This is a genomic window from Cognatilysobacter xinjiangensis (genome assembly GCF_014651995.1).
Taxonomy (GTDB): Bacteria; Pseudomonadota; Gammaproteobacteria; order Xanthomonadales; family Xanthomonadaceae; genus Cognatilysobacter; species Cognatilysobacter xinjiangensis.
In genome coordinates this window covers 1,062,491-1,085,426 of record NZ_BMXY01000001.1, presented here as the reverse complement: position 1 = coordinate 1,085,426, position 22,936 = coordinate 1,062,491, and the positions used below count along the sequence as shown (strand labels likewise).

Genomic DNA, 22,936 nt, shown 5'->3' with positions numbered 1-22,936 from the left:
GGGCAGGGCGTGCGGGCGCGTGCGTCGCAGGGCAGGCGCCGGTGGTGGGCGCTGCTCGCCGCCGAAGTGGTGCTCATCGGCGCGATGCTGCTCGACCTCGCGTTTCCGCTGCCGCTGCCGTCCGCGCACGGCGGCGGCGCGGTCGTGCTGGCACGCGACGGCACGCCGCTGCGGGCCTTCGCCGACCGCAAGGGCGTATGGCGCTATCCGGTGCAGGCCGACGCGGTGTCGCCGCTGTACCTGCAGGCACTGGTCGGCTACGAGGACCGCTGGTTCTGGCGGCATCCGGGCGTCAACCCCGTGGCGCTGGCGCGCGCGGCGGGGCAGGCCCTGCGCAACGGCCGGGTGGTGTCGGGCGGGTCGACGCTGAGCATGCAGGTCGCGCGAATCATCGATCCGCATCGGCGCACGCCGGCGGGCAAGCTGCGCCAGTTGTTCCGCGCGCTGCAGCTGGAATTGCACGTCGGCAAGCGCGGCATCCTGCAGCTCTACCTCGATCGCGCGCCATTCGGCGGCGCCATCGAGGGCGTGGAGGCGGCCAGCTGGGCGTATCTCGGCAAGCCGGCGTCGCGCTTGTCGCACGCCGAGGCCGCATTGTTGGCGGTATTGCCGCAAGCGCCGAGCCGGTTGCGTCCCGATCGGCATCCCGACGCTGCGCAGGCGGCGCGGGACAAGGTTCTCGTGCGAATGGCGGGGCTTGGCATCTGGTCAGCAGCTGACGCGCACGATGCGCGCATCGAGCCCGTCGTCGCACGTTCGCTGCAGGCGCCGCGGCATGCAGCGCTGCTGGCGCAGCGCCTGCGCTCCGGTGCACGCGGCGCGGCGCGCATCGCATCCACCATCGACCTCGACCTGCAGCGGGTGGTCGAGGATCGCGTCGCCGCCTATTTCTCGTCGTTGCCCGATCGCACCTCGGCCGCGTTGCTGGTGGTCGACAACGCCACGATGGAAGCGCGCGCGTACGTCGGATCGCTCGATCTCGACGACAACGCGCGCCTCGGCCACGTCGACATGGTCCGCGCCTGGCGCTCGCCGGGCTCGACGCTCAAGCCGTTCCTCTACGGCATGGCGCTGGACGACGGCCTGATCCACTCCCAAAGCCTGCTGGTGGACGCGCCGCAGTCGTTCGGCGACTACCGGCCCGGCAACTTCGATACCGGCTTCAACGGCCCGGTCAGCGCCGCCGATGCGTTGCGGCTGTCGCTCAACATTCCGGCGGTCGACCTGCTCGACCGGCTCGGGCCGTCGCGCTTCGACGCACGCCTCGCGCACGCCGGCATCCGCCTGAAATGGCCGGAGGGCGCCAGGCCGAACCTGTCGATGATCCTCGGCGGCGTGGGCGCGCGACTGGAAGATCTCGTCGGCGCCTACGCGGCGCTGTCGCGCGGTGGGGTCGCCGGCCGCGTGCGGTACACGCCGGGCGATCCGCGCGTGGAACGCCGGGTGATGTCGGAAGGCGCGGCCTGGATCGTGCGCGACATCCTCGAGCGCACGCCGCGGCCCGGCTCGCCTACGGACCTCTTCGATACCGGCGGACGCTCGCGCCTGGCGTGGAAGACCGGCACGAGCTACGGCTATCGCGATTCCTGGGCTCTGGGCACGACGCCGGCCTACACGATCGGCGTCTGGGTGGGGCGTCCGGACGGCACGCCGATGCCCGGACAGTACGGTGCCCTCACCGCGTTGCCGCTGCTGCTGGAGATCGGCGGCAGCCTGCCGCGTGGCCGCGTCGCGGGGATCCCGCGACGCCCGGCGTCGGTGGCGCCGGTCGACATCTGCTGGCCGCTCGGCACGCCGGTGCACCTGCAGCCGGCCGCGCTCTGCCACCGGCGCATGGCGGCCTGGTCGCTCGACGGAACGGTGCCGCCGACGCTCCCGGAGCGGCAGGCGCGCGCATGGAATGCCGGTCGCGAGGATTTCGACATCGACGCGGTGACCGGCCAACGCCTGTCCGCCGACTGCCAGCGCCCACATTCGCGACGTCCGGCCGCGATGGCACGCTGGCCGGTTCTGGCCGCGCCGTGGCTGACGCCGCGCGAGCGCGAGGCGTCATCGCTGCCGCCGCTGGCGCCGGACTGCGCCGACGATGGACGCGCCCGGACGATGGCGCTGCACATCGAAGGCGTCCGCGATGGTGCCACGCTCGCCTCCGGCAGCCACGCTCCGGTACGCGTGGACGTGCGTGCGCTGGGCACCGACGACAGCGTGCGATGGCTGGTCGATGGACGACTCGTCGCGGAAACGCGCGGCGCGACAGCCACGTCGCTGACGTTCGCCGAACCGGGCGAGCACGTGCTCACCGCACTGGCCGACGGCGGGGCCTGGGATCGCCTCGGCTTCAGCGTACTGGCGCGCTGAAGCCGATACGGGGTCGATCAGCCGCCGACCGCCTCGAGCATGTTCTCCGCGGTGGACACGCGGAACTCGCCGGGCGCCTCGACGAACACCTGCCGCGCCACGCCGTCCTCGATCAGCATCGCGAAGCGCTTGGAGCGGATGCCCATGCCGTAGGACGACGCGTCCAGTTCCAGCCCGAGCGCGCGGGTGAGCTCGGCATTGCCGTCGGCCACCATGCGCAGTCCCTCGGGCACGCCGGCGCTCTGCATCCAGGCCTGCATCACGAAGGGGTCGTTGACCGCCATGCAGGCCACGTCCACGCCGCGCTCGCGGAAGGCGTCGAAGTTCGACACGTAGCCCGGAAGGTGGCGCTCGCTGCATGTGGGGGTGAACGCGCCGGGCACTGCGAACAGCACCGTGCGGCCGGTGCCGAACAGCGCGAGCGTGTCGGTCTTCTCGATGCCCTTGGGCGTGATGTGCTGGACCACGACTTCGGGGATGCGGTCGCCGGGCTGGATCATGGTGGAGCTCCTGTCTGCTGTCTTAACCCAGTGTACGGCGCGCCCGTGGCGGCGGGGTCGACTCTTGAAAGACCGCTGCGCGCCACTAGTTACCGCGGCAGAGCGGCCCCGCCGCAATCCAACGAGGAGTGCAGCCATGAACCTGATGCAGTACCCGCAGCAGCGCGCCGGCCAGTCGCAGTTGCAGGACGAGTTCAAGCAGCTCGTCGAGCGCTTCTTCAACCTCAGCGAGACCACGTCCGACGAGTCGTCGGTAGTGACCAGCCAGTGGGCGCCGCGCGTGGACATCGTCGAGGAGCCGGACCGCTTCGCCATCTTCGCCGACCTGCCGGGCGTCGATCCCCAGGACGTCGAGGTGCTGATGGACAAGGGCATCCTGTCGATTCGCGGCGAGCGCCGCGGCGAGATGGACACGCAGAACGGCCGCTATTCGCGCATCGAGCGCCGTTACGGCATGTTCCATCGCCGCTTCGCGCTGCCGGACAGCGCCGACGCCGAGGGCATCACCGCCAACGGCCGCAACGGGGTACTGGAGATCAGTATTCCCAAGCGCCCTGAAACCACCCCGCGCCGCATCCAGGTCGGCAACGGTACGTCGGTCGCGCGCGAGAGCGAGTCGACGCGCCAGTAATCCTGCCCGGACAGCGGGTGCCGCGCGGATGCGCACGTCGCCGTTCGTGCGGTGAAACTACACTGACGGCCCGCCGGCGACGCCTGCGGGCCGTTTTGTTTCTATCGATCGACGGAGCGTCGAATGCAGTTCAAGGACTACTACGAGATCCTCGGCGTCGAGCCGACCGCGGGCGATGCCGAGATCAAGACGGCCTACCGCCGGCTGGCGCGCAAGTACCACCCGGACGTCAGCAAGGAAAAGGACGCCGAGGAACGCTTCAAGGCGGTCAACGAGGCCTACGAGGCGCTGCGCGATCCCGCCAAGCGCAAGGCCTACGACCAGATCCGCTCGCGCGGCTACCGACCGGGCGACGACGTGCAGCCGGGGCCGCAGGGCTTCGGCGATTTCGGCGGCGTGGACTTCGAGGAGATCTTCGCGGGCGGTGGTGCGGGCGGCGGTTTCAGCGACTTCTTCGAGAACCTGTTCGGGCAGGGGCGCCGCGGCGGCCCTCGCCCCGGGCCCGGCATGGGCCGCGGCCCGATGCCGCGCAGCGACACGCGCGCCAAGCTCGCCGTGCCGCTGGAGGCCGTCTACGAGGGTCGCTCGGTGCGGATCGGCGTAAACGGCCGCACGCTCGACGTGCGCGTGCCCAAGGGCGTGCGCGAGGGGCAGGTGATCCGCTTGGCCGGTCAGGGCTCGACCGGCGGCGACCTGCTGCTGGAGGTCGAATACGCCGCGCATCCGCAGTTCGAGGTCGACGGGCGCAACGTGATCCATGTGGTGCAGGTAGCGCCCTGGGACGCGGCGCTCGGCGCCACCCGGCACGTGCCCACGCTAGGTGGCGACGTCGAGCTGCGCATCCCGCCGAATTCCGACGCCGGCCGCAAGCTGCGCCTGCGCGGCCGCGGCCTGCCGGGCGACCCGCCGGGCGACCAGATCGTCGAACTCGAAATCACCGCGCCGCGGGCGCAGTCGGTCGGGCAGATCCAGGCCTACGAGGCCTTGCGCGACGCGTTCCAGGGCGCCTGACGCGGCAAGCAATAGGAACGGTGGCCGCGGCGCGATGCCGTGGCCGTCCGTGGTCAGCCCGGCATCAACTGGCCGATGACCTCGGCCAGGTCGTTGTCGTTGAACGGCTTGGTGATGTAGGCCTTCGCGCCCTGGCGCAAGCCCCACATGCGGTCGGTGTCCTGGTCCTTCGTGGTCACCAGCACGATCGGGATGTGCTTGGTCGTCGCCTCGCGCGTGATCGCGCGCGTGGCCTGGAAGCCGTTGAGGTTCGGCATCACCACGTCCATCAGGATGAGGTCGGGCAGCTCGCGCTTGGCGGCTTCCACGCCCGCAGCGCCGTCCTCGGCGGTGAGGGCCTCGTGGCCCAGCTTCTCGACGAGGCGGCGGATGCCCATCAGCTGGGAGGGCGAGTCGTCGACGATCAGGATGCGGGCCATGGCGTGCTCTCGGGGATTGTCGCGATTCTAACGGGGCATGCCGTACCGCCCGCAAGTTCAGAGGCGGACGAGCGTTCGGCCCAGCGAGCCGCCGGCGAGCATGCTGTCGAATACCTCCGGCAGCTCGTCCAGGGTGACTTCCCGCATGCAGATCCGTTCGAGGTGGACCGGCTTCCAGTCGGTGGCCAGGTGCTCCCAGACGCGCTCGCGGATGGTCCTCGCGGTACCGGCCGATGCGACGCCCAGCAGCGACACGCCGCGGATGATGAAGGGCATCACGGTGGTCGGCAGGTCGGCCGTCGCCGCAAGACCCGCGCTCGCCACGTTGCCGTAGGGCGCTGTCTGCGCGAGAAGGCTCGCGAGCATGGCGCCGCCGACGTTGTCGAGCCCGCCGCCGAAGCGCGCGCTTTCCAGCGGTCGTGAGGTGGCGAGCGCTTCGCGGCCCAGCACATCCGCGGCGCCGATTTCGCGCAGGTAGCCGGCCTGGTCGGCCTTGCCGCTGATCGCATGCACATCGAAGCCCGCACGGCTGAAGATATCGACGGCGAGCGAGCCGACGCCGCCGGTCGCGCCGGTGACGGCGAGCGGCCCGTGCGCGGGCACCTGGCCGTTCTCCAGCATCCGGTACAGCGCCAACGCTGCGGTGAAGCCGGCGGTGCCGAGGATCATCGCCTCGCGGAGGCCGAGGCCGGCGGGCAAGGGGATCGCCCAGTCCGCCTCGAGCCGCGCGTATTCGGAATAGCCGCCATCGCGCGTTTCCGACAGACCGCTGCCGGTTACGAGTACGGCGTCGCCCTCGCGATAGCGAGCATCTCGACTCTCGACGACGTGGCCCGCGACGTCGATGCCGCCCACCAGCGGGAAGCGGCGCAGGATCTTGCCCTTGCCGGTACCCGCAAGCGCGTCCTTGTAGTTCACCGACGAGTAGGCGGTGCGGATGACGACTTCGCCCGGTGCGAGGTCGTCGATCGACACGTTTTCGATGCGGGCGCGATAGCCGGCATCGTCGCTGTGGATGCGGAAGGCGCGGAAGGTCTGCGGAATCATCGGGTGCTCCTCGTCTTGCTCAGCGGATCTCGCGGCGGCGCTTCTCGTCCATCCACTTGTCGGCCTGCGCCGGCTTGTAGGCGCGCATCCAGTCGAGCAACGTGTCGATGTCGTCGCCGTGCCAGAGGTCCGTGCGCTGTTCGGGATGCAGGAAGCGCTCGGCGACCATGCGATCGAGCATGCCCATCAGCGGTGCGTAGAAGCCATCGACGTCGAGGAACGCGCAGGGGCGGTCACCAAGGCCGAGCTGGCGCCAGGTGAGCATCTCGAACATCTCGTCGAGCGTGCCGAAGCCGCCGGGCAGGGCGATGAACGCGTCGGACAGATCGAACATGCGCATCTTGCGCGTGTGCATGTCGGCCACGACCTCCAGCCGGGTCAGGCCGCGGTGCGCGACTTCCCAGTTGACCAGCTGCTCGGGGATGACCCCGATGACCTCGCCACCGGCTTCGAGCGCCGCATCGGCGACGACGCCCATCAGCCCGACGTTGCCGCCGCCGTAGACGACCGCGATGCCTTCGCGCGCGAGGCGCTGCCCGAGCGCCGCCGCGCGATCGGCGTAGACGGGACGGTTGCCGGCATTCGAGCCGCAGTAGACGCAGACGGCACGGAGTTCGCGCATCAGTTTCGGTTCTCCATCAGAACGATGCCCGACATGCGCCGGATGGCGGCGGCACGTCGTGGCGAGAGCTTGGAAAGCAGGTTCAGCAGCGGCGCGGCAGGCGCGGAACGCTTGAGCCGGAGGGATTCACCCCAGGTGGAGCGGAATTCGCGCTCGTGCCACCCCATCGGCTCGAAGAAGGCGGAGCCATCCGCCGGCGCGAAGCGGAACGGCGCATTACCGGCCGCGAGGTCGCGGTCCAGGTGATTCGTGAAGCGCTCCAACAGCAGCGGCGAGGCGAGATCGAACAGCCACCAGCGCGCCGCCGCGACGTCGTGCAGGTCGCGGGCGAGGGCGGCGACGTCCTCGGCCTCGAGGTAGATCAGCAGGCCTTCGGAGACGACGAGCAACGGACCGGTCGACGTCGCATCCCCGAACAGCGCGCGACGCGCCTCGGCGTCGCGCAGATCGGTCGAATGGAACTCCAGCTTGCAGCGCGGTGTCTCCGACGCCATCTGCTCACGGAAGTAGTCGAGCATCTCCGGCAGGTCGACGTGCATCCAGCGGACGTCGGCAGGCAGGTCGAGGCGATAGGGTCGTGCATCGAGGCCGGCGGCCAGATTCAGCACCGTGCGCGCGCCTTCGCGCACGCAGCGCATGACGATCTCGTCCATGACGGCGGTGCGCACGATCATCGGCCACGCCAGCGAGCGACCGCGCGGCAGGTCGCGCACGATCTGCTCACCGCGTTCGCCGCCGAGCCTCCGCGCGAACGGGTCGCGGAAGATCGCGTCCGGGCGCTCGGTTTCCATCGCGCGATAAATCGCGACCCAGCGGGCCGTGTCGGACACGTTGCGAACGGGCGTGGCGTCGGTCATGGCGGTGTCGGAAACGACGAAGCCGCCATCATCGCAGGATGACGGCGGCTTCGATGTCGATCCGGACGGATCAGTTGGCCTTGTGGATCGCGCGCTTGTGGACGGCCATCGCCGCGTCGTGGACCGCTTCCGACAGCGACGGATGCGCGTGGCAGATACGCGCGAGGTCGTCGGCCGAGCCCTTGAACTCCATGGTCAGCACGCCCTCGTGCACCAGCTCGGACACATTCGCACCGACCAGGTGCATGCCCAGTACGGTGTCGGTCTCCGCATGCGCGATGACCTTCACGAAGCCCGCGGGCTCGGCCATGGCGACCGCACGACCCACCGCCGCGAACGGGAAGCTGCCGGCCTTGTAGGGCACGCCCTCGGCCTTGAGCTGCTCCTCGGTCTTGCCGACCCAGGCGATTTCCGGTTCGGTGTAGATCACCCACGGGATCGTGTCGAAGTTGACGTGGCCCGGCAGGCCGGCGATGAGCTCGGCCACCGCGATGCCTTCCTCGAAGCCCTTGTGCGCGAGCATCGGGCCACGCACGCAGTCGCCGACCGCCCAGACGCCGTCGACGCCGGTGTGGCAGTGTTCGTCCACCACGATCTGGCCACGCTCGTTGACCTGCACACCGGTGCCGTCCGCGAGAAGGCCCTTCGTTGCAGCGCGGCGACCGACGGCCACGAGCAGCTTGTCGACCACGAGTTCCTGCGCCGCGCCCGAGGCATCGGTGTAGGCGACATGCACGCCGTCGGCCTGCACGTCGGTGTTCGACACCTTGCAGCCGAGGCGGATGTCGAGGCCCTGCTTCTTGAACTCGCGCGCGGCGACCTTGCTGGCCTCGCCATCGGCGGCGGACAGGAACGTCGGCATGCCTTCGAGGATCGTCACCTCGGCACCGAGGCGGTTCCACACGCTGCCGAGCTCGAGGCCGATCACGCCGGCGCCGATCACGCCGAGGCGCTTCGGGACTTCCGTGAAGTCGAGCGCGCCGACGTTGTCGACGATGTGCTCGCCGAACTTCGCGAACGGCAGCTCGATGGAATCCGAGCCAGCGGCGATGATCACGTTCGTGCCCTTGAGCTCGACGGTCGAACCGTCGTGCTGCTTCACCACCACGACGTTACCCGGCTGCAGTTGGCCGAAGCCGTAGAACGCGGTGACCTTGTTCGCCTTGAACAGCGAGGCGATGCCGCCGGTGAACTGCTTGACGATCTTGTCCTTGCGACCAACCATCGTCGCGACGTCGATCTTCTCGTCCGCGAACGAAATGCCGTGGTCGGCGAAGATGTGGTGCATGTTCCAGAACTGGCGCGAGCTGTCGAGCAGCGCCTTGGACGGGATGCAGCCCACGCGCAGGCAGGTGCCGCCGAGGGCGGGCTTGCCGTCCTTGCCGAGCGCCGCGTCGATGCAGGCGGTCTTCAGGCCGAGCTGCGCCGCGCGGATGGCGGCGTGGTAGCCGGCGGGGCCGGCGCCGATGACGACGACGTCGAATTGCTGCTGTTCGCTCATCTCAGGTATTCCTTGTTCGCCTAATGCAGAGGCCCCGCGCGAGGGCGGGGCCGGCGGGCATTACATGCCCAGCAGCATGCGGTGCGGGTTCTCGAGCTGGTTCTTGATGTCGACCAGGAACAGCACCGCGTCCTTGCCGTCGATGATGCGGTGGTCGTAGGAGAGCGCGATGTACATCATCGGCGCGGCGACCACCTGGCCGTTCTCGACGATCGCGCGCTCCTTGATGGCGTGCATGCCGAGGATCGCGGACTGCGGCGGGTTGACGATCGGCGTCGACATCAGCGAGCCGAACGTGCCGCCATTGGTGATCGTGAACGTGCCGCCCTGCAGGTCGTCGAGGCCGAGCTTGCCGTCGCGCGCCTTCTTGGCGTAGTCGGCGATGCCCTTCTCGATGTCGGCGAACGACATGCGCTCGACGTTGCGAAGCACCGGCGTCACCAGGCCCTTATCGGTGGACACGGCGATCGAGATGTCGGCATAGCCGTGGTAGATCACGTCGTTGCCGTCGACCGAGGCATTGATGATCGGATGGCGCTGCAACGCGTTCGCCGCGGCCTTGGCGAAGAAGCTCATGAAGCCGAGCTTGATGCCGTTGGCCTTGACGAAATCGTCCTGCAGCTCCTTGCGCATCTCCATCACCTTGCCGAGGTTGACCTCGTTGAACGAGGTCAGCATCGCGATGGAGTTCTTGGACTGCATCAGGCGCTCGGCGATGCGCGCGCGCATGCGCGTCATCGGCACGCGCTCCTCGGGGCGCGCGCCGCCCGCGGAACCGACGCCGCCGGACTTCGCGTAATTGACGATGTCTTCCTTGGTGACCGCGCCACGGCGGCCGGTACCGGCGACATCGGCCGCGTTCACGCCCGAGGTCTCGGCGGCGAAGCGCGCGCCCGGCGGCAGCTGCGCGTTGGCGCCCGGCGCGGGCTGCTGCGGTGCCGACTTCGGCATCACCGGCTGCGCCTCGTTGGTGGTCGCGGCATCGTTCTTGGCGTCGATCGCCTTGTCGGACGCCGACTCCGCGGCGGCCGCGGCCGGTGCGGCGGCAACCGCGCCGGCCTCGACGATTGCGATGACCTGCTCGCTGTTGACCGTCGCGCCGGTGTCGAACTTGATCTCCTTCAGGACGCCGTCGACGGGCGAGGGCACTTCCAGCACGACCTTGTCGGTCTCGAGGTCGACGAGGTTCTCGTCGCGCTTGACCGCGTCGCCGGGCTTCTTGTGCCAGGTGGCGATGGTGGCGTCGGAGACCGACTCGGGCAGCACGGGAACCTTGATTTCGGTGCTCATGGAGAAGCGTCCTTAAGGAAATTGGGTACGGCGAAAAGGGTGGGCAGGGCCGCGGGGATCACTCCTCGCAGGCCTCGCCGGTCAGCGGATTGACGAGCGCGTCGGCGATCAGCTGCTGCTGCTCGCGCACGTGGTCGGCGAAGTGGCCGGCGGCGGGCGACGGCGAGCGCAGGCGACCCGCGTAGTGCAGCGTCTGCTTCGCGCCCAGGCAGGCGACCAGGTGATGGCGGATCTGGTACCAGGCGCCCTGGTTCTGCGGCTCTTCCTGGCACCAGACGACGTCCTTGGTCGCGTACTTGGCGAGTTCGGCCCTGAGCTCGGCACGCGGGAACGGGTAGAGCTGCTCGACGCGGATGATCGCCACGTCGTCGGCGCCACGCTTCTGCGCATCTTCCAGCAGGTCGTAATAGACCTTGCCGCCGCAGAGCACCACGCGCTTGGCCTTCTTCGGCGTGCTGACGGTGTCCGGGATCAGCTTCTGGAAGCCGCCGGCCGCGAGGTCGTCCAGCGACGACACCGCGAGCTTGTGGCGCAGCAGCGACTTCGGCGTCATGACGACGAGCGGCTTGCGCGTCGGCATCAGCATCTGGCGGCGGATCATGTGGTACGCCTGGGCCGGCGTGGTCGGCGTGCAGACGACCATGTTGTCCAGAGCACAGAGCTGCAGGTAGCGCTCCAGGCGTGCCGAGCTGTGCTCGGGGCCCTGGCCCTCGTAGCCATGCGGCAGGAACAGCGCTAGCCCGCACAGGCGGCCCCACTTGGCCTCGCCGGAGGACAGGAACTGGTCGATCACCACCTGCGCGCCGTTGGCGAAGTCGCCGAACTGGCCTTCCCAGATGTCCAGCGTCATGGGATCGGCGGTCGAGTAGCCGTACTCGAACGCCATGACCGCCTCCTCGCTCAGCAGCGAGTCGATGATGGCGACGTCGTTCGGGTTCGACACCAGCTCGCGCAGCGGCAGGTAGTACTCGTCGGTCGACTGCTCGTGGAGGATGGCGTGGCGGTGGAAGAACGTGCCGCGGCCACAGTCCTGACCGACCAGGCGAAGCTTGTAGCCCTCGCTGAGCAACGTCGCGTACGCGAGGTTCTCGGCGAAGCCCCAGTCGCCCGCGAGCTCGCCGGCCGTCATCTTGCGGCGGTCCTCGTAGATCTTGGCCACGCGCGGATGCAGCTTGATGCGCTCCGGAATCGTCGTGATCGCCCGGGCGAGGTCGACGAGCTTGGCATGGTCGAAGCTCGTGTCCACCGGCTCGGCGAGCTTGCCGGTGAGGAAGCGCGACCAGTCCGGCGTGAACTCGTCCCCGGTGACGTCGACCACCTCGGCGGTGACCTCGCCGGCGTCCAGGCGGTTGCGGTAGGCGTCGGCGATGGCCTGCACCTCGCCCTCGGCGATCACGCCGTCGGCCACCAGGCGCTTGCCGTACATTTCGCGCGGCGTCGGGTGCTTGCGGATCACCTGGTACATCAGCGGCTGCGTCGCCGCCGGCTCGTCCGCCTCGTTGTGGCCGTGGCGGCGGTAGCAGACGAGGTCGATCACCACGTCCTTGCCGAACGTGTTGCGGAAGTCGAGCGCGAGCTCGCCGCAGAACAGCACCGCGTCCGGGTCGTCGCCGTTCACGTGCAACACCGGCGCGCCGACCATCTTGGAGACGTCGGTGCAGTACAGCGTCGAACGCGCGTCCTGGCGCTCGCTGGTGGTGAAGCCCACCTGGTTGTTGATGACGATGTGCACCGTGCCGCCGACCGCGAAGCCGCGGGCCTGCGACATCTGGAACAGCTCCATCACCACGCCCTGGCCGGCGAACGCGGCGTCGCCGTGCATCAGGATCGGCAGCACCTGCTTGCGGCCGTCGGTGCCGCGGCGGTTCTGGCGCGAGCGCGCGCTGCCGGCGACCACCGGGTCGACGATCTCGAGGTGCGACGGATTGAACGCGAGCGCGAGGTGCACCGGGCCGCCGGGGGTGGCGACGTCGGCCGAGAAACCCATGTGGTACTTGACGTCGCCCTGGTGGGCGAGGTCGTTGTGCACGTGCTCGAACTTGCCCTCGAACTCGTTGAAGAGGTCGCGCGGCGGCTTGCCGAGGGTATTGACCAGCACGTTGAGGCGGCCGCGGTGGGCCATGCCCATCACCACTTCCTTGGCGCCCTGCGAGCCGGCGCGGCGGATCATGTCGTCCAGCAGCGGGATCAGCGAGTCGCCGCCTTCCAGCGAGAAGCGCTTCTGGCCTACGTACTTGGTGCCGAGGTAGCGCTCCAGGCCGTCGGCGGCCGTCAGGCGCTCGAGCACGCGCTTGCGGTCCTCCGCGCTGCGCGCGTAGCGGCCGCCCGCCTTTTCCATGCGCTCGTAGAACCAGCGGCGCTGGTCGGCCTCGGCGATGTGCATGAACTCGGCGCCGACGGTGCCGGTGTAGGTCGACTTCAGCAGCGCGGCGAGGTCGCGCAGCTTCATGCGGTCCTTGCCGCCCACGCCGCCGGTGCTGAACTCGGCGTCGAGGTCGCGCTCGGAAAGGCCGTGGAACCCGAGCTCGAGGTCGGGCGCCTCGGGGGCCTTCTCGAGGCCGAGCGGGTCGAGCTTCGCGCCGAGATGGCCGCGCGAGCGGTAGGCGATGATCAGCTTGCCGACCGCGCGCTGGCGTTCGTCGCCGGCCTCGGTGCCACCCGAGGCGACCATGCCGCGCGCGGCCTGGCGGCCGGCCTCGGCGATCGACTCGATGACGGCCGAATGCGGGATTTCCGCGGTCGAGCCGTTCTTCACGCCATCGAAGTAGGCCTTCCATTTCGGATCGACGCTGTCCGGCGCGACCAGGTACTGCTCGTACAGCTCCTCCACGTAGGCGGCATTGGCGCCGAGCTGGGAGGACTGGGCAAACTGCTTCAGGAGGCTGTCCACGATGGCGGTGGGAAATCTCGTTGGGAGAGAGGCGGGACGCCCTGGGCCCTGCGCGAACACCGCGTGGCCTTCGTAACCGAGTACGGGCGCCAAAGAACCTGAATTATAGCGGGACGATCGGGTGTCGCGCCCGAACGCACCGTCACGCTGCGTGCATCTCAGATGCCGAGCGCCCTCAGCTCGCTCGCCGGACGTGCCCGTTCCCATGCACCGTCGAACACGGTGCGCAACTGGCGCATGCGCGCCGCTCCGTCCAGCTGCGTCTCGCCGTCGAGTCGGTGACCGAGGGGGCGGAAATACCAGCCGCCGGTATCCCCGGCCACGAAGGCGGACGGGTAGGTGAGGTCGACCGGCTCCTCGATGACCCGCACCGAGAAGGCGGAGGGCAGTCGCTGGGCCAGCGCGATCAACGGTGCATGCGCGCGCTGCGGGCCGGCGACGTCCTGCAGCAGAAGGCGGATCTCGCCGCCGCGGGTGGCGAGGCGGCGCAGCGCGGCCAGCACGTCGGGCTGGTCGAGCAGGCCGGGATCCATCTCACGGCTGTAAACCATCAGGGCCCGACGCGTATTGGCCACGATGCCGATCGTGGCCGCGGCCGCCTGCACGGCGGTCTCGACCGCCGCGGGGTGCCCGAGCACGCGCCTCATGGCCTGATGCTGGATGCCGGCTTCCTCGAAGCGTTCGCCGACGGGCAGGAACCCCTCGGCGGCGTAGAAGCGCTCGGCATCGACCTGCGCATGCAGGAACAGCTCGCGCAGGTCCGCGGCGCGCGCCGCCTCCACGAGTTGCAGCAGCAGCGCACGGCCGACGCCACGTCCGCGCCAGTCGCGCAGCACGGCCATCCGGCCGATCTTGCCGTCGGGCGCGAGGCGGCCCGCGCCGATGGGCCGGCCGCCCGCGTCGCGCGCGAGTACATGCGTGCAGGCGGCGTCGATCGCGTCGCGCTCGATGTCGACGGGCACGCCCTGTTCCTCGACGAAGACGACGTCGCGGACGGCACGCAGCTCGGGCAGCGCCGTGCCGTACTCGACGATCCCGACGTGCCAGTCCGTGCTCATTCCTCTTCGTCCCCGCCGGCCTGATAGTGCCCGGCGCCCGCCAGATCGACGACCGCGGCGCGTGCACCGGCGCCCAGGCGTGCGTACGCCCCGAGGTCGATCTCGGTCGCGGCGGCCAGGCGGCGTGCGTCGGCCACGGGCATCGGGTAGGACTGGCCCGCGACGAACAGCGCGGCGCCGCGCGAGAGCCGGCGCCAGGCCACGCGCGAGAAGGGATTGCGATGCAGTACGGCGCCCCGCGACAGCGCGGACTCGAGCGTCGCCGTGTCCAGCGGCTCGGGCGAAGCGGCCACGATGCCGCCGCTTCGATAGGTGGTGACGAAGCGCCCGAACCAGTCCGTCAGCCGGTCCTGGTCGTTCATGCGCAGGGCATTGAGCGCTTCGATGGCGCGGCGCATCGCCTCGTCGTCGATCTCGTTGGGATCGCGCGCGGGCGTCAGGTCGGGATCGCGGTAGCGCAGCGTCTCGTCGGCGCCGGCGGCGAGCGTGTCGACGAAGTCGCCGAGCAGTTCGGCGGCGGAGGGCGCACGCATGCCGACACTGAAGGTCAGGCACGGATCCTCCGCGACGCCATGGTGCGGCACACCGGGCGGGAGGTAGAGCATGTCGCCGGGCGCGAGCACCCATTCGTGGGTCGGGGTGAACTTGCGCAGCAGCCTGATCTCCGCATCGTCGCGGAAATCCAGCGGCGGATTCTCCGAGGCGTCGATCTGCCAGCGGCGGTGGCCCTTGGCCTGCAGCAGGAACACGTCGTACTGGTCGACATGCGCGCCCACCGAGCCGCCGGTCGCGGCGAAGGAGATCATGACGTCGTCGATGCGCCAGCGCGGCAGGAAGCCGAAGCGCGACAGGATCGCCGCCACGTCGCCGTCCCACTTGTCGACGTCCTGCACCAGCAACGTCCAGTCGTGGTCGGGCATGCCGGGAAAGTCGTCCTCGGCGAACGGGCCGGTGCGCAGCGTGTAGCGGTCGCTCGCGCGGTCGTGCTCGATGATGCGCGAGAGCGCGAGTTCCTCGCAGGCGAGACCGGCGAGGTCCTCGGGCTCGATCGGCGTGACGAAATCCGGAAACGCGTTGCGGATGAGCAGCGGCTTCTTCTGCCAGAACTCGCGCAGGAAGCGCGCGGGCGCCATGCCCAGCGGCGGCTTGCGGCGGGCGTCGATCTCGATCATTTCGCGGCGGCTTCCTTCTGCAGGCGTTCTTCGAGGCGCAGTCTGCCGGCGCCGGCGTAGGCGCGGCATGCATCGTCGGATTCGAGCGGCCGTGTTGCGCCGGGGCCTAGCCGCGCCCATAGCCCGCTGGCGGACGGATGCGGTGTGATCAGCACATCGCAGGGCAGCGCGGCGACGGTGTCGAAGGTCGCACGGAATGCGGCGAGAGCGCCCGGGTGCGCGGCGTCGTCGGAGTAGCGGTACACGTCGTCCGATATCGCGGTGAGGCTGTCGACGTAGGCCATGTCGACGCAGCGGCCGCCCTCGCATTCGCGCCAGGTCCAGCTGGTGCCGCCGGGCGTGTGGCCCGGCGTGGCATGGGCGACGAGCTCGATGCTGCCGACGCGGACGTGGCCACCGTCGTCCAGTGGTACGACGTTCGCCACTGCGGGAAAGGCATCGAGCGTCAGGAACTGCGGATCGGTGCGGTCGGCCCGGCCGCTCGACAGCACGCCGACCGCCGGCGTGCGGGCCCGCACCGTCGCGCCCGACGCGCGCTGCAGGCGGGCGATGCCGCCGGCATGGTCGCCATGCGCATGCGAGCCGACGATGGCGCGGATGTCCTCGACACGGAAGCCGGCGGCGCGGATGTTGGCTTCGACCAGAGGCGCGGATTTCTCCGTACCCGCGTCGATCAGCACGTGCCCGTCAGGCCCGGTGACGAGCAATGCCGCGATACCGCAGGTTCCGACGTACCAGGTGCCGCCGTACACGTGGCGCGGCGGCGAGGGGTCGTTCCAGCCGGCGTCGTCCGCGCAGCGCGTGTCCGCCGCGGCTCGGGGCGTCGTCGCGCAGGCGGACAATGGCAACAGCGCGAGCAGCGCAGCGGCATGGAGGCGCATCAGATGCTCCGCGCGAGGTCGGCGGCGCGGCCGATGTAACTCGAAGGCGTCATGTCGACCAGCCGCTGCTTGGCGTCGGCAGGCAACTCGAGTCCGGCGATGAACTCGCGCATCGCCTGCTCGCTGATGCCATGGCCGCGGGTGAGCGCCTTGAGCTGCTCGTAAGGCTGCGGCAGGCCATAGCGACGCATGACCGTCTGTACGGCTTCGGCGAGGACTTCCCATGCCGCGTCGAGGTCGGCCGCGAGACGTTCGGGATTCACGCTGAGCTTGCCGAGGCCGCGTAGCAGTGCGTCGAAGCCGATCAGCGCATGGCCGAATGCGGTGCCGAGCGCTCGCAGCACGGTGGAGTCGGTAAGGTCGCGCTGCCAGCGGCTGATCGGCAGTTTCGCTGCGAAGTGCTCGAACAGCGCATTGGCGATGCCGAAGTTGCCTTCCGCGTTCTCGAAGTCGATCGGGTTGACCTTGTGCGGCATCGTCGAGCTGCCGACTTCGCCGGCCTTCACCGCCTGCTTGAAGTAGCCCAGCGAGATGTAACCCCAGACGTCGCGGCAGAGATCGATCGAGATCGTGCCGATGCGCTTCATCACGTCGCTGATCTCGGCGACGCCGTCGTGCGGCTCGATCTGGGTCGTGTAGGGCTGCCAGGTCAGGCCCAGCGATCGTACGAAGCGCTGCGAGAACGCCGGCCAGTCGACATCCGGATACGAGGCCACGTGCGCGTTGTAGTTGCCGACGGCGCCATTGATCTTGCCCGGCATCGGCAGCGCCTCGAGCACCTCGCGCTGGCGCTCCAGGCGCGCGACGACGTTGGCGATCTCCTTGCCGACCGTGGTCGGCGACGCTGTCTGGCCGTGGGTGCGCGACAGCATCGGCAGCTCCGCGTGCTGGTGCGCCATCCCGCGCAACGTCGCGATCAGCTCCCGCAGTCGCGGCGCCATGACGTCCTCGCGCGCCTCGCGCAGCATCAACGCATAGCTGAGGTTGTTGATGTCCTCGGACGTGCAGGCGAAATGCACGAACTCCAGCGCCGGCGCGAGCTCCGCGTCGTCCTTCAGCCGCTCCTTGATCAGGTACTCGACCGCCTTGACGTCGTGGTTGGTGGTGCGCTCGATCTCCTTGACGCGCGCCGCATCGGCCAGCGAAAGCCCGTCCGCGAAGTCGCGCAGCCGCGCGATCGCTGCATCGGAGAACGCCGGCAGCTCGACGACGGCCGGCTCGGCGGCCAGCGCGATCAGCCATTCGATCTCCACCTTCACCCGTGCGCGGATCAGCCCGTATTCGGAGAACACTGGACGCAGGGCGTCCACCTTGCCCGCGTAGCGGCCATCGAGCGGCGAGAGAGCGAGCAGCGAGGTTTCGACGGTCGGGGACATGGCGGGCCGGTCGGGGAGGGAGCGGCGATTTTACCGCCCGCGTCCGGCGGCCGCCGCGCGTTGACGCGAGGCGGCGTAGGCTCGCGCGATCAACAGGAGGCGACGATGGTCCGGAACGACGCGCAGGTCCGCATCGAACACGACAGCATGGGCGAGCTGCAGGTGCCCTCCGACGCGCTCTGGGGCGCGCAGACGCAGCGCGCCGTCGAGAACTTCCCGATCTCCGGCCAGCCGATGCCGCGCGGCTTCATCGAGGCGCTCGGGCTGATCAAGGCCTCGGCCGCCGAGGTCAACGGGCGGCTGAAGCTACTGGACGCGGCGGTGGCGAAGGCGATCGTCGAGGCGGGCCAGCGCGTGGCCGACGGCGAGTTCGACGCGCATTTCCCGATCGACGTGTTCCAGACCGGCTCCGGCACGTCGAGCAACATGAACGCCAACGAGGTGATCGCGCACCTGGCGTCGAACAGCCGCCGGCGCGTGCATCCGAACGATCACGTCAACCTCGGGCAGAGCTCGAACGACGTCATCCCGACTGCCATCCGCGTGTCGGCCACCGTCGCCTGCGCCCGCGACTTGCTGCCGGCGCTCAAGCACCTGCAGGCCACGATCACCAGGAAGGGCCGTTCGCTGGCGAAATACACCAAGACCGGCCGCACGCACCTGATGGATGCGATGCCGGTGAGCTTCGCGCAGGAGTTCGGCGCCTGGGCCTCGCAGCTGGATTCGGCGCGCATGCGCATCGAGGACGCGCTCGTGCGCCTGCGGCGCCTGCCGATCGGCGGCACCGCCGTGGGCACGGGCATCAATGCGCATCCGCGCTTCGGCGAGCAGATGGCGAAGGCGGTCGGCCGGCGCGCGGGCGTTCGCTTCGAGCCGGCCGCCGACCGCTTCGAGGGCATCGCATCGCAGGACGACGCGGTGGAGCTGTCGGGCCAGCTCAATGCGCTGGCCGTCGCGCTGATGAAGATCGCCAACGACCTGCGCTGGATGAATTCCGGCCCGCTCGCCGGCCTCGGTGAGATCGAACTGCCGGCGCTGCAGCCGGGCAGCTCCATCATGCCGGGCAAGGTGAATCCGGTGATTCCGGAAGCGGTCGCGATGGTCTGCGCGCAGGTGATGGGGCACCACACCGCGATCACCGTCGCGGGCCAGAGCGGCAATTTCCAGCTCAACGTGATGCTGCCGCTGATCGCCTACGACCTGCTGGATTCGATCGGCCTGCTGTCCAACGTGACGCGCCTGCTGGCGGACCGCGCCATCGCCGGACTGGAGGTGCGCCGCGACCGCGTGCGCGAGGCACTGGACCGCAATCCGATCCTGGTCACCGCACTGAATCCGGTGATCGGCTACGAGAAGGCGGCGGCCATCGCCAAACGCGCCTACAAGGAAGGGCGGCCGGTGCTGGACGTCGCCGCCGAGGAGACCGGCATGCCGCGCGACCGGTTGCGTCGGCTGCTCGATCCCGCGGCGCTCACGGAAGGCGGCATCCGCGAAGGCATGTCGGGCGGCGGCTGACAAAGAGGCGGGCGCAGCGGCCGGGGATGCCGATGCGCCCGAAAGTCGGTACGTCGCCGCGTCGGCGTCGCCGTTACTCGGCGTTCGCGGCGGCCTCGGCCTCGGTCTTGCCGGGCAGGTCCTTGTCGATGTCGCGGCGGCAGTCGTCGATGTCGTCCGGCGTCATGCGGGCATAGGGCGCGAAGTCGGGCACGCCGGCGGCGACCTTCTGCTGCGCCGCGTAGAGGCGCGGCAGGCGGTCGCAGAGTGCGCGGGCCTTGTCCTTGATGCCCTGCGCCTGCGCCTCGATGCGGGCTTCGATCTCCTCGGGCTTGCCGCTGAAGATGCCGCCGATGGCCTCGGTCACCGCCTTGGTGGCGAGCTTGGCGCCCTCCGTCCCGACGTCCATGCCGGCCGATGCGATGGCCGAGACCTCGTTGCGGTAATCGAGCAGCAGGCGGCGCTGGCCCTCGTCGATCTCGACCTTGCGGCCTTCGATCAGCAGGTCGCCCTGCGGCGTGATCTCGGCCTTGCCCTGGCCGTCGTTGCTGATGGTGATGTTCTCGGTCGCGAGCTTCTCGCGACCCTTGTCCATCGCCGCTTCGACGTTGCGCGCGATCAGCCCCGGATCCTCCTGCGGCGTCGCCGTCGCGGTGTCGGGTGCCTTCTGCTGGCAGGCGGCGAGCGACGCGACGAGCGCGACGCAGAGCAGGGTGCGGACGGTCTTCATCGCAGGGTCTCCAGATATTCGGTTCAACGCATCGCCAGGTCGCGCTGGACGTCGCGCTCGCAGTCGGCGACGTCCTCCCGGCGCAGGGTGGCGTAGGGGCGGAAGGCGGGAATGCTCGCGGCCAGCGACTGCTGCGCCGCATGCAACTGCGGCAGGCGGCGGCAGATCTGCACGATCGCGGGCTGCAGTTCCTTCTTGACGGTGTTCTCGATGCGGCGTTCGAGCGAGCCGGTCAGGCCGCTGACGATCAGCCCGAACATCGACATATCGGTGGCGTCGAGCGCCACCAGCGCGGCCTTCTCGCCGGCCTCGAGGCCCGCCCGGGCGACGCCGATCACCTGGGCGCGGTAATCGAGAAGCAGTCGACGCTGCGCCGCGTCGATGGCGACGGCCTGGCCGTCGATCAACAGGTCGCCGGCCGGCGTGATCTCGCCCTTCGGCCGCTCGGTGGCCTTGTCGGCGGCCTTGCGGTCGCGCTTCCCGAACTGCATCGAATCGCCGAGCGACAGGTTCTCGGTTTCCAGCTTGGCGCGCTCCTGCGCCAGTTCTGACCGCAGCTCGATGCGCGCCTTGTCGAGCTCGCGGCCGATCTCGGAGCGCTCGCCGGAATGCGCAGCGAGGGGCAGCAGGGCGGCGAGCAGCAGGGGGGCGACGTAGGTGGCTTTCATGGCGGGGCTCGCTTTCGATTCGGGGTGGCGAGGGGCGATGGGTGGGGGGTGTCAGGGCCGTCCGTGGCCGTGGTTCGTCTGGGTTACGTCGGAGCGGGGAGGTCGTTCCCGGCCCGGTGCTGGGCGCCGGGCGTTCGGGCAGGCCGCGCGGCAGTGCCGCGCTAGCGGCCTGCTCTCACCCCTCATCCCGCCAGCGGCGGAGGCGGATCGCAGCAAGGATCATCAGCACGCCCACCACCACACCGATCCAGAGGTCCGCGGTACCGGCCACCGACCAGTTCTGTGCGGCATTGACGACGTTGGCGAACTCTTCCGGGCCATGGATGCGGTCGATGCGGGACTCCACCAGCGGAACCCAGGTGGCCGGGAAGACGCTGGCCAGGCCGCGGTAAGCGACGACGTACCAGAGCTTGCCCACGTCCACACCGAGGTTCATCACCGCGTTGGCGAAGCTGACCAGGGCACAGCCCAGCACCGGCACCATCACCGCCCACAGGAAGGGCTTGGAGCGCGCCGCGGCGGAGCAGAGCATCAGCCAGCCCACGGCGGGCAGGGCCCACAGCGCGTACAGCGGAATCATCGCGATGATGTGGCCGACCAGTTGCACCGGATGCGAGTAGGTGAAGATGCCGCTCGCGCCGGGCAGGCCGTTGATGGACGTGGTGAGAGCCGCGATGACCCAGCTGGCGCCGCCGAGCAGCAGGCCGATGCCGACCGCGATCAGCGGGGCAAGCGCCAGTGCCCAGGCCACCTTCGCGCCGACCGTGCTCGCATCCGAGACCGGCAGCGACTTCCAGAACAGCACGCTGCGGTCGCGTCGGTCGTCGTAGAGCGCACCGAGCGAGTAGAAGAACACCACGAAGCCCAGCACGATCAGGGTGATGCCGACGCCGCCGAGCAGCGCGAGGTCGCCCACGCCGCCGAGCACCCGGGCGATCTCGCCCGGATCCGCGCCCGCCATCTCGATCTCGTTGGTGTGGCGGTGCTTGAAGATGCTGCCGCCCACCGCCGCCATTAGCGTGAACAGCAGGGTGATACCGGCGGCGATCGCCGGCGCCCAGAAGAAGCCGCCACGATGCTCCCAGTACTCGCGCTTGAGCAGCAGCTTGAACTTGTGCGTGGCATGCGGCGCGGCGACCGCGCGGCGCTGCGGCAGGGTTTCGGTCATCGCGTTCATGCGTAGGTCCCCTTCATCGTTGCGACGAACAGGTCGGCCAGGCCCGGCGTGCGGGTTTCGCCGAGGGTTTCGAGCCGGTCGAACGGCATGCCGTCGAACAGCATCACGGTCTTGCCGAAGGGCAGCGCGCGCTCGTCCACCGGCTTGAGGGCGCGGGCGGCCTCGACCTGGCCCGCATCCACCAGCACTTCGACGTACCGCTCGCCCAGCGTGTCCATGGACGCGTCGAGCGTGATGCGCCCGTCGCGGATGAACAGCACGTCGGTGAGGATGTGCTCGATCTCCTCCACCTGGTGAGTGGTGACGATGATCGTCTTCTCCTCGTCGAAGTAGTCCTCCAGCAGGCGCTGGTAGAACTGCTTGCGGTAGAGGATGTCCAGGCCGAGCGTGGGCTCGTCGAGCACCAGCAGCTTGGCGTCGATGGCCATCACCAGCGCCAGGTGCAGCTGCACGATCATGCCCTTGCTCATCTCGCGAACCTTGAGGTTCGGCTTGAGCTGCGTGCCGGCGAGGAAGCGCTCGCAACGGGCCATGTCGAAGCGCGGGTGCACGCCGGCGACGAACTCGATCGCTTCCTTCACCTTGATCCAGCGCGGCAGCACGGCCACGTCGGCGATGAAGCAGACGTCCTGCATGAGGTCGTCGCGCTGGGTGCGCGGGTCGCGGCCGAGCACGCTCATCTCGCCGTCGAACGGCGTCAGGCCGAGCATGGCCTTGAGGGCGGTGGTCTTGCCGGCGCCGTTCGGACCGATCAGGCCGACGATGCGACCTGCGGGGATCTCGAACGAGGTGCCGTCGAGCGCCACCTTGTTCTTGTAGACCTTGCGGAGCCCGCGGGCGCGGACCACGGAGGCCTGGGAGGACGGGGCGACCTGCGCGTTCATTGCATGCCTTCCTTGCGGCCGGCGGCCATCAGTTCGTCGAGGCGGAGACCCAGGCGGGCGATGCGTTCCATCACCTGCGGCCACTCTTCCGTGAGGAAACGCTCGCGTTCGTTGACCAGCAGCTTCTTGGCGGCTTCTTCGGTGACGTACATGCCCAGTCCTCGGCGTTTTTCGACCAGTGCTTCGTCGGCGAGCTCCTGGTAGGCCCGCGACACGGTAATCGGGTTCAGCTGGTACTCCGCGGCGACCTGGCGCACGGAGGGCAGCGGATCGCCCGGCTTCAGGAGCCCATCGAGCATCATCGCGATGACACGCTCCTTGAGCTGGCGATAGATCGGAGCGCCGTCGCTCCATTGGATGGCGGCCATGG

The 22,936-nt window shown here is 69.5% G+C and carries 21 protein-coding genes; 4 read left to right on the top strand and 17 right to left on the bottom strand.

The features are described from left to right. Nucleotides 1–9: 9 nt before the first annotated feature. Nucleotides 10–2,358: a penicillin-binding protein 1C gene (gene pbpC / locus IE066_RS05085; RefSeq protein ID WP_425488897.1), complete on the top strand. Its 2,349-nt coding sequence runs from the start codon at nucleotides 10–12 to the stop codon at nucleotides 2,356–2,358. A 17-nt stretch (nucleotides 2,359–2,375) separates the two neighbouring features. Here the strand turns inward: pbpC and IE066_RS05080 are convergent, their stop codons facing one another. Next, the gene (locus IE066_RS05080; protein WP_189447420.1) at nucleotides 2,376–2,858 is read right to left on the bottom strand and encodes a peroxiredoxin; all 483 of its coding nucleotides are present in this window, start codon (nucleotides 2,856–2,858) and stop codon (nucleotides 2,376–2,378) included. A gap of 136 nt (nucleotides 2,859–2,994) precedes the next feature. On the opposite strand from IE066_RS05080, the gene IE066_RS05075 reads away from it, so the two are divergent. Together IE066_RS05075 and IE066_RS05070 are read left to right on the top strand one after the other, a co-directional pair. Further along, complete coding sequence (locus tag IE066_RS05075) at nucleotides 2,995–3,489, top strand: Hsp20/alpha crystallin family protein (RefSeq protein ID WP_189447418.1); 495 nt, start codon at nucleotides 2,995–2,997, stop codon at nucleotides 3,487–3,489. A 123-nt stretch (nucleotides 3,490–3,612) separates the two neighbouring features. Continuing rightward, nucleotides 3,613–4,500, top strand: a complete 888-nt coding sequence (locus IE066_RS05070; protein ID WP_189447417.1) for a DnaJ C-terminal domain-containing protein — start codon at nucleotides 3,613–3,615, stop codon at nucleotides 4,498–4,500. 53 nt (nucleotides 4,501–4,553) lie between these two features. On the opposite strand, the gene IE066_RS05065 is transcribed toward IE066_RS05070, so the two are convergent. The 11 genes from IE066_RS05065 to purB all read right to left on the bottom strand — a co-directional run bounded on the left by IE066_RS05065 (nucleotide 4,554) and on the right by purB (nucleotide 17,613). After that, a complete protein-coding gene (locus tag IE066_RS05065) occupies nucleotides 4,554–4,919 on the bottom strand; it encodes a response regulator (protein WP_133499922.1) in 366 nt (121 codons plus the stop codon). A 57-nt stretch (nucleotides 4,920–4,976) separates the two neighbouring features. Continuing rightward, nucleotides 4,977–5,966 (bottom strand): YhdH/YhfP family quinone oxidoreductase, encoded by a 990-nt coding sequence (locus tag IE066_RS05060; protein ID WP_189447414.1) that lies wholly within the window; start codon nucleotides 5,964–5,966, stop codon nucleotides 4,977–4,979. 19 nt (nucleotides 5,967–5,985) lie between these two features. Next, nucleotides 5,986–6,588: an LOG family protein gene (locus IE066_RS05055; RefSeq protein ID WP_189447412.1), complete on the bottom strand. Its 603-nt coding sequence runs from the start codon at nucleotides 6,586–6,588 to the stop codon at nucleotides 5,986–5,988. Continuing rightward, nucleotides 6,588–7,445 carry a class I SAM-dependent methyltransferase gene (locus IE066_RS05050; protein WP_189447410.1) on the bottom strand — a complete coding sequence of 286 codons (858 nt, stop codon included), beginning with the start codon at nucleotides 7,443–7,445 and terminating at the stop codon, nucleotides 6,588–6,590. The genes IE066_RS05055 and IE066_RS05050 overlap by 1 nt, the downstream gene beginning before the upstream one ends. 70 nt (nucleotides 7,446–7,515) lie before the next feature. Continuing rightward, nucleotides 7,516–8,946, bottom strand: coding sequence for a dihydrolipoyl dehydrogenase (gene lpdA, locus IE066_RS05045; RefSeq protein WP_189447408.1), 1,431 nt, complete (start codon nucleotides 8,944–8,946; stop codon nucleotides 7,516–7,518). A gap of 60 nt (nucleotides 8,947–9,006) precedes the next feature. After that, nucleotides 9,007–10,236, bottom strand: a complete 1,230-nt coding sequence (gene sucB / locus IE066_RS05040) for a dihydrolipoyllysine-residue succinyltransferase (RefSeq protein WP_189447406.1) — start codon at nucleotides 10,234–10,236, stop codon at nucleotides 9,007–9,009. A 58-nt stretch (nucleotides 10,237–10,294) separates the two neighbouring features. Beyond that, nucleotides 10,295–13,126: a 2-oxoglutarate dehydrogenase E1 component gene (locus IE066_RS05035; protein WP_229790668.1), complete on the bottom strand. Its 2,832-nt coding sequence runs from the start codon at nucleotides 13,124–13,126 to the stop codon at nucleotides 10,295–10,297. A 158-nt stretch (nucleotides 13,127–13,284) separates the two neighbouring features. Continuing rightward, nucleotides 13,285–14,184, bottom strand: coding sequence for a GNAT family N-acetyltransferase (locus tag IE066_RS05030; protein ID WP_189447402.1), 900 nt, complete (start codon nucleotides 14,182–14,184; stop codon nucleotides 13,285–13,287). Continuing rightward, a complete protein-coding gene (locus tag IE066_RS05025) occupies nucleotides 14,181–15,356 on the bottom strand; it encodes a cupin domain-containing protein (RefSeq protein WP_189447400.1) in 1,176 nt (391 codons plus the stop codon). The genes IE066_RS05030 and IE066_RS05025 overlap by 4 nt, the downstream gene beginning before the upstream one ends. Beyond that, complete coding sequence (gene bla / locus IE066_RS05020; protein WP_229790667.1) at nucleotides 15,353–16,237, bottom strand: subclass B3 metallo-beta-lactamase; 885 nt, start codon at nucleotides 16,235–16,237, stop codon at nucleotides 15,353–15,355. Before bla ends, IE066_RS05025 begins: the two co-directional genes overlap by 4 nt. After that, complete coding sequence (gene purB, locus IE066_RS05015) at nucleotides 16,237–17,613, bottom strand: adenylosuccinate lyase (RefSeq protein ID WP_189447399.1); 1,377 nt, start codon at nucleotides 17,611–17,613, stop codon at nucleotides 16,237–16,239. Before purB ends, bla begins: the two co-directional genes overlap by 1 nt. A gap of 105 nt (nucleotides 17,614–17,718) precedes the next feature. On the opposite strand from purB, the gene IE066_RS05010 reads away from it, so the two are divergent. Further along, nucleotides 17,719–19,128 carry a class II fumarate hydratase gene (locus IE066_RS05010; RefSeq protein WP_189447396.1) on the top strand — a complete coding sequence of 470 codons (1,410 nt, stop codon included), beginning with the start codon at nucleotides 17,719–17,721 and terminating at the stop codon, nucleotides 19,126–19,128. Between the two features lie 73 nt (nucleotides 19,129–19,201). On the opposite strand, the gene IE066_RS05005 is transcribed toward IE066_RS05010, so the two are convergent. From IE066_RS05005 to IE066_RS04985, 5 genes are all read right to left on the bottom strand, one after another. Continuing rightward, nucleotides 19,202–19,837, bottom strand: a complete 636-nt coding sequence (locus IE066_RS05005; RefSeq protein ID WP_189447394.1) for a DUF2884 family protein — start codon at nucleotides 19,835–19,837, stop codon at nucleotides 19,202–19,204. 23 nt (nucleotides 19,838–19,860) lie between these two features. Further along, on the bottom strand, nucleotides 19,861–20,505 hold the full coding sequence (locus IE066_RS05000) for a hypothetical protein (protein ID WP_189447391.1): 645 nt from the start codon (nucleotides 20,503–20,505) through the stop codon (nucleotides 19,861–19,863). 175 nt (nucleotides 20,506–20,680) lie between these two features. Further along, nucleotides 20,681–21,682 carry an ABC transporter permease gene (locus IE066_RS04995; protein WP_425488896.1) on the bottom strand — a complete coding sequence of 334 codons (1,002 nt, stop codon included), beginning with the start codon at nucleotides 21,680–21,682 and terminating at the stop codon, nucleotides 20,681–20,683. Beyond that, on the bottom strand, nucleotides 21,679–22,566 hold the full coding sequence (locus IE066_RS04990) for an ABC transporter ATP-binding protein (RefSeq protein ID WP_189447389.1): 888 nt from the start codon (nucleotides 22,564–22,566) through the stop codon (nucleotides 21,679–21,681). Before IE066_RS04990 ends, IE066_RS04995 begins: the two co-directional genes overlap by 4 nt. After that, complete coding sequence (locus tag IE066_RS04985) at nucleotides 22,563–22,934, bottom strand: GntR family transcriptional regulator (protein WP_189447387.1); 372 nt, start codon at nucleotides 22,932–22,934, stop codon at nucleotides 22,563–22,565. Before IE066_RS04985 ends, IE066_RS04990 begins: the two co-directional genes overlap by 4 nt. Nucleotides 22,935–22,936 lie beyond the last annotated feature (2 nt).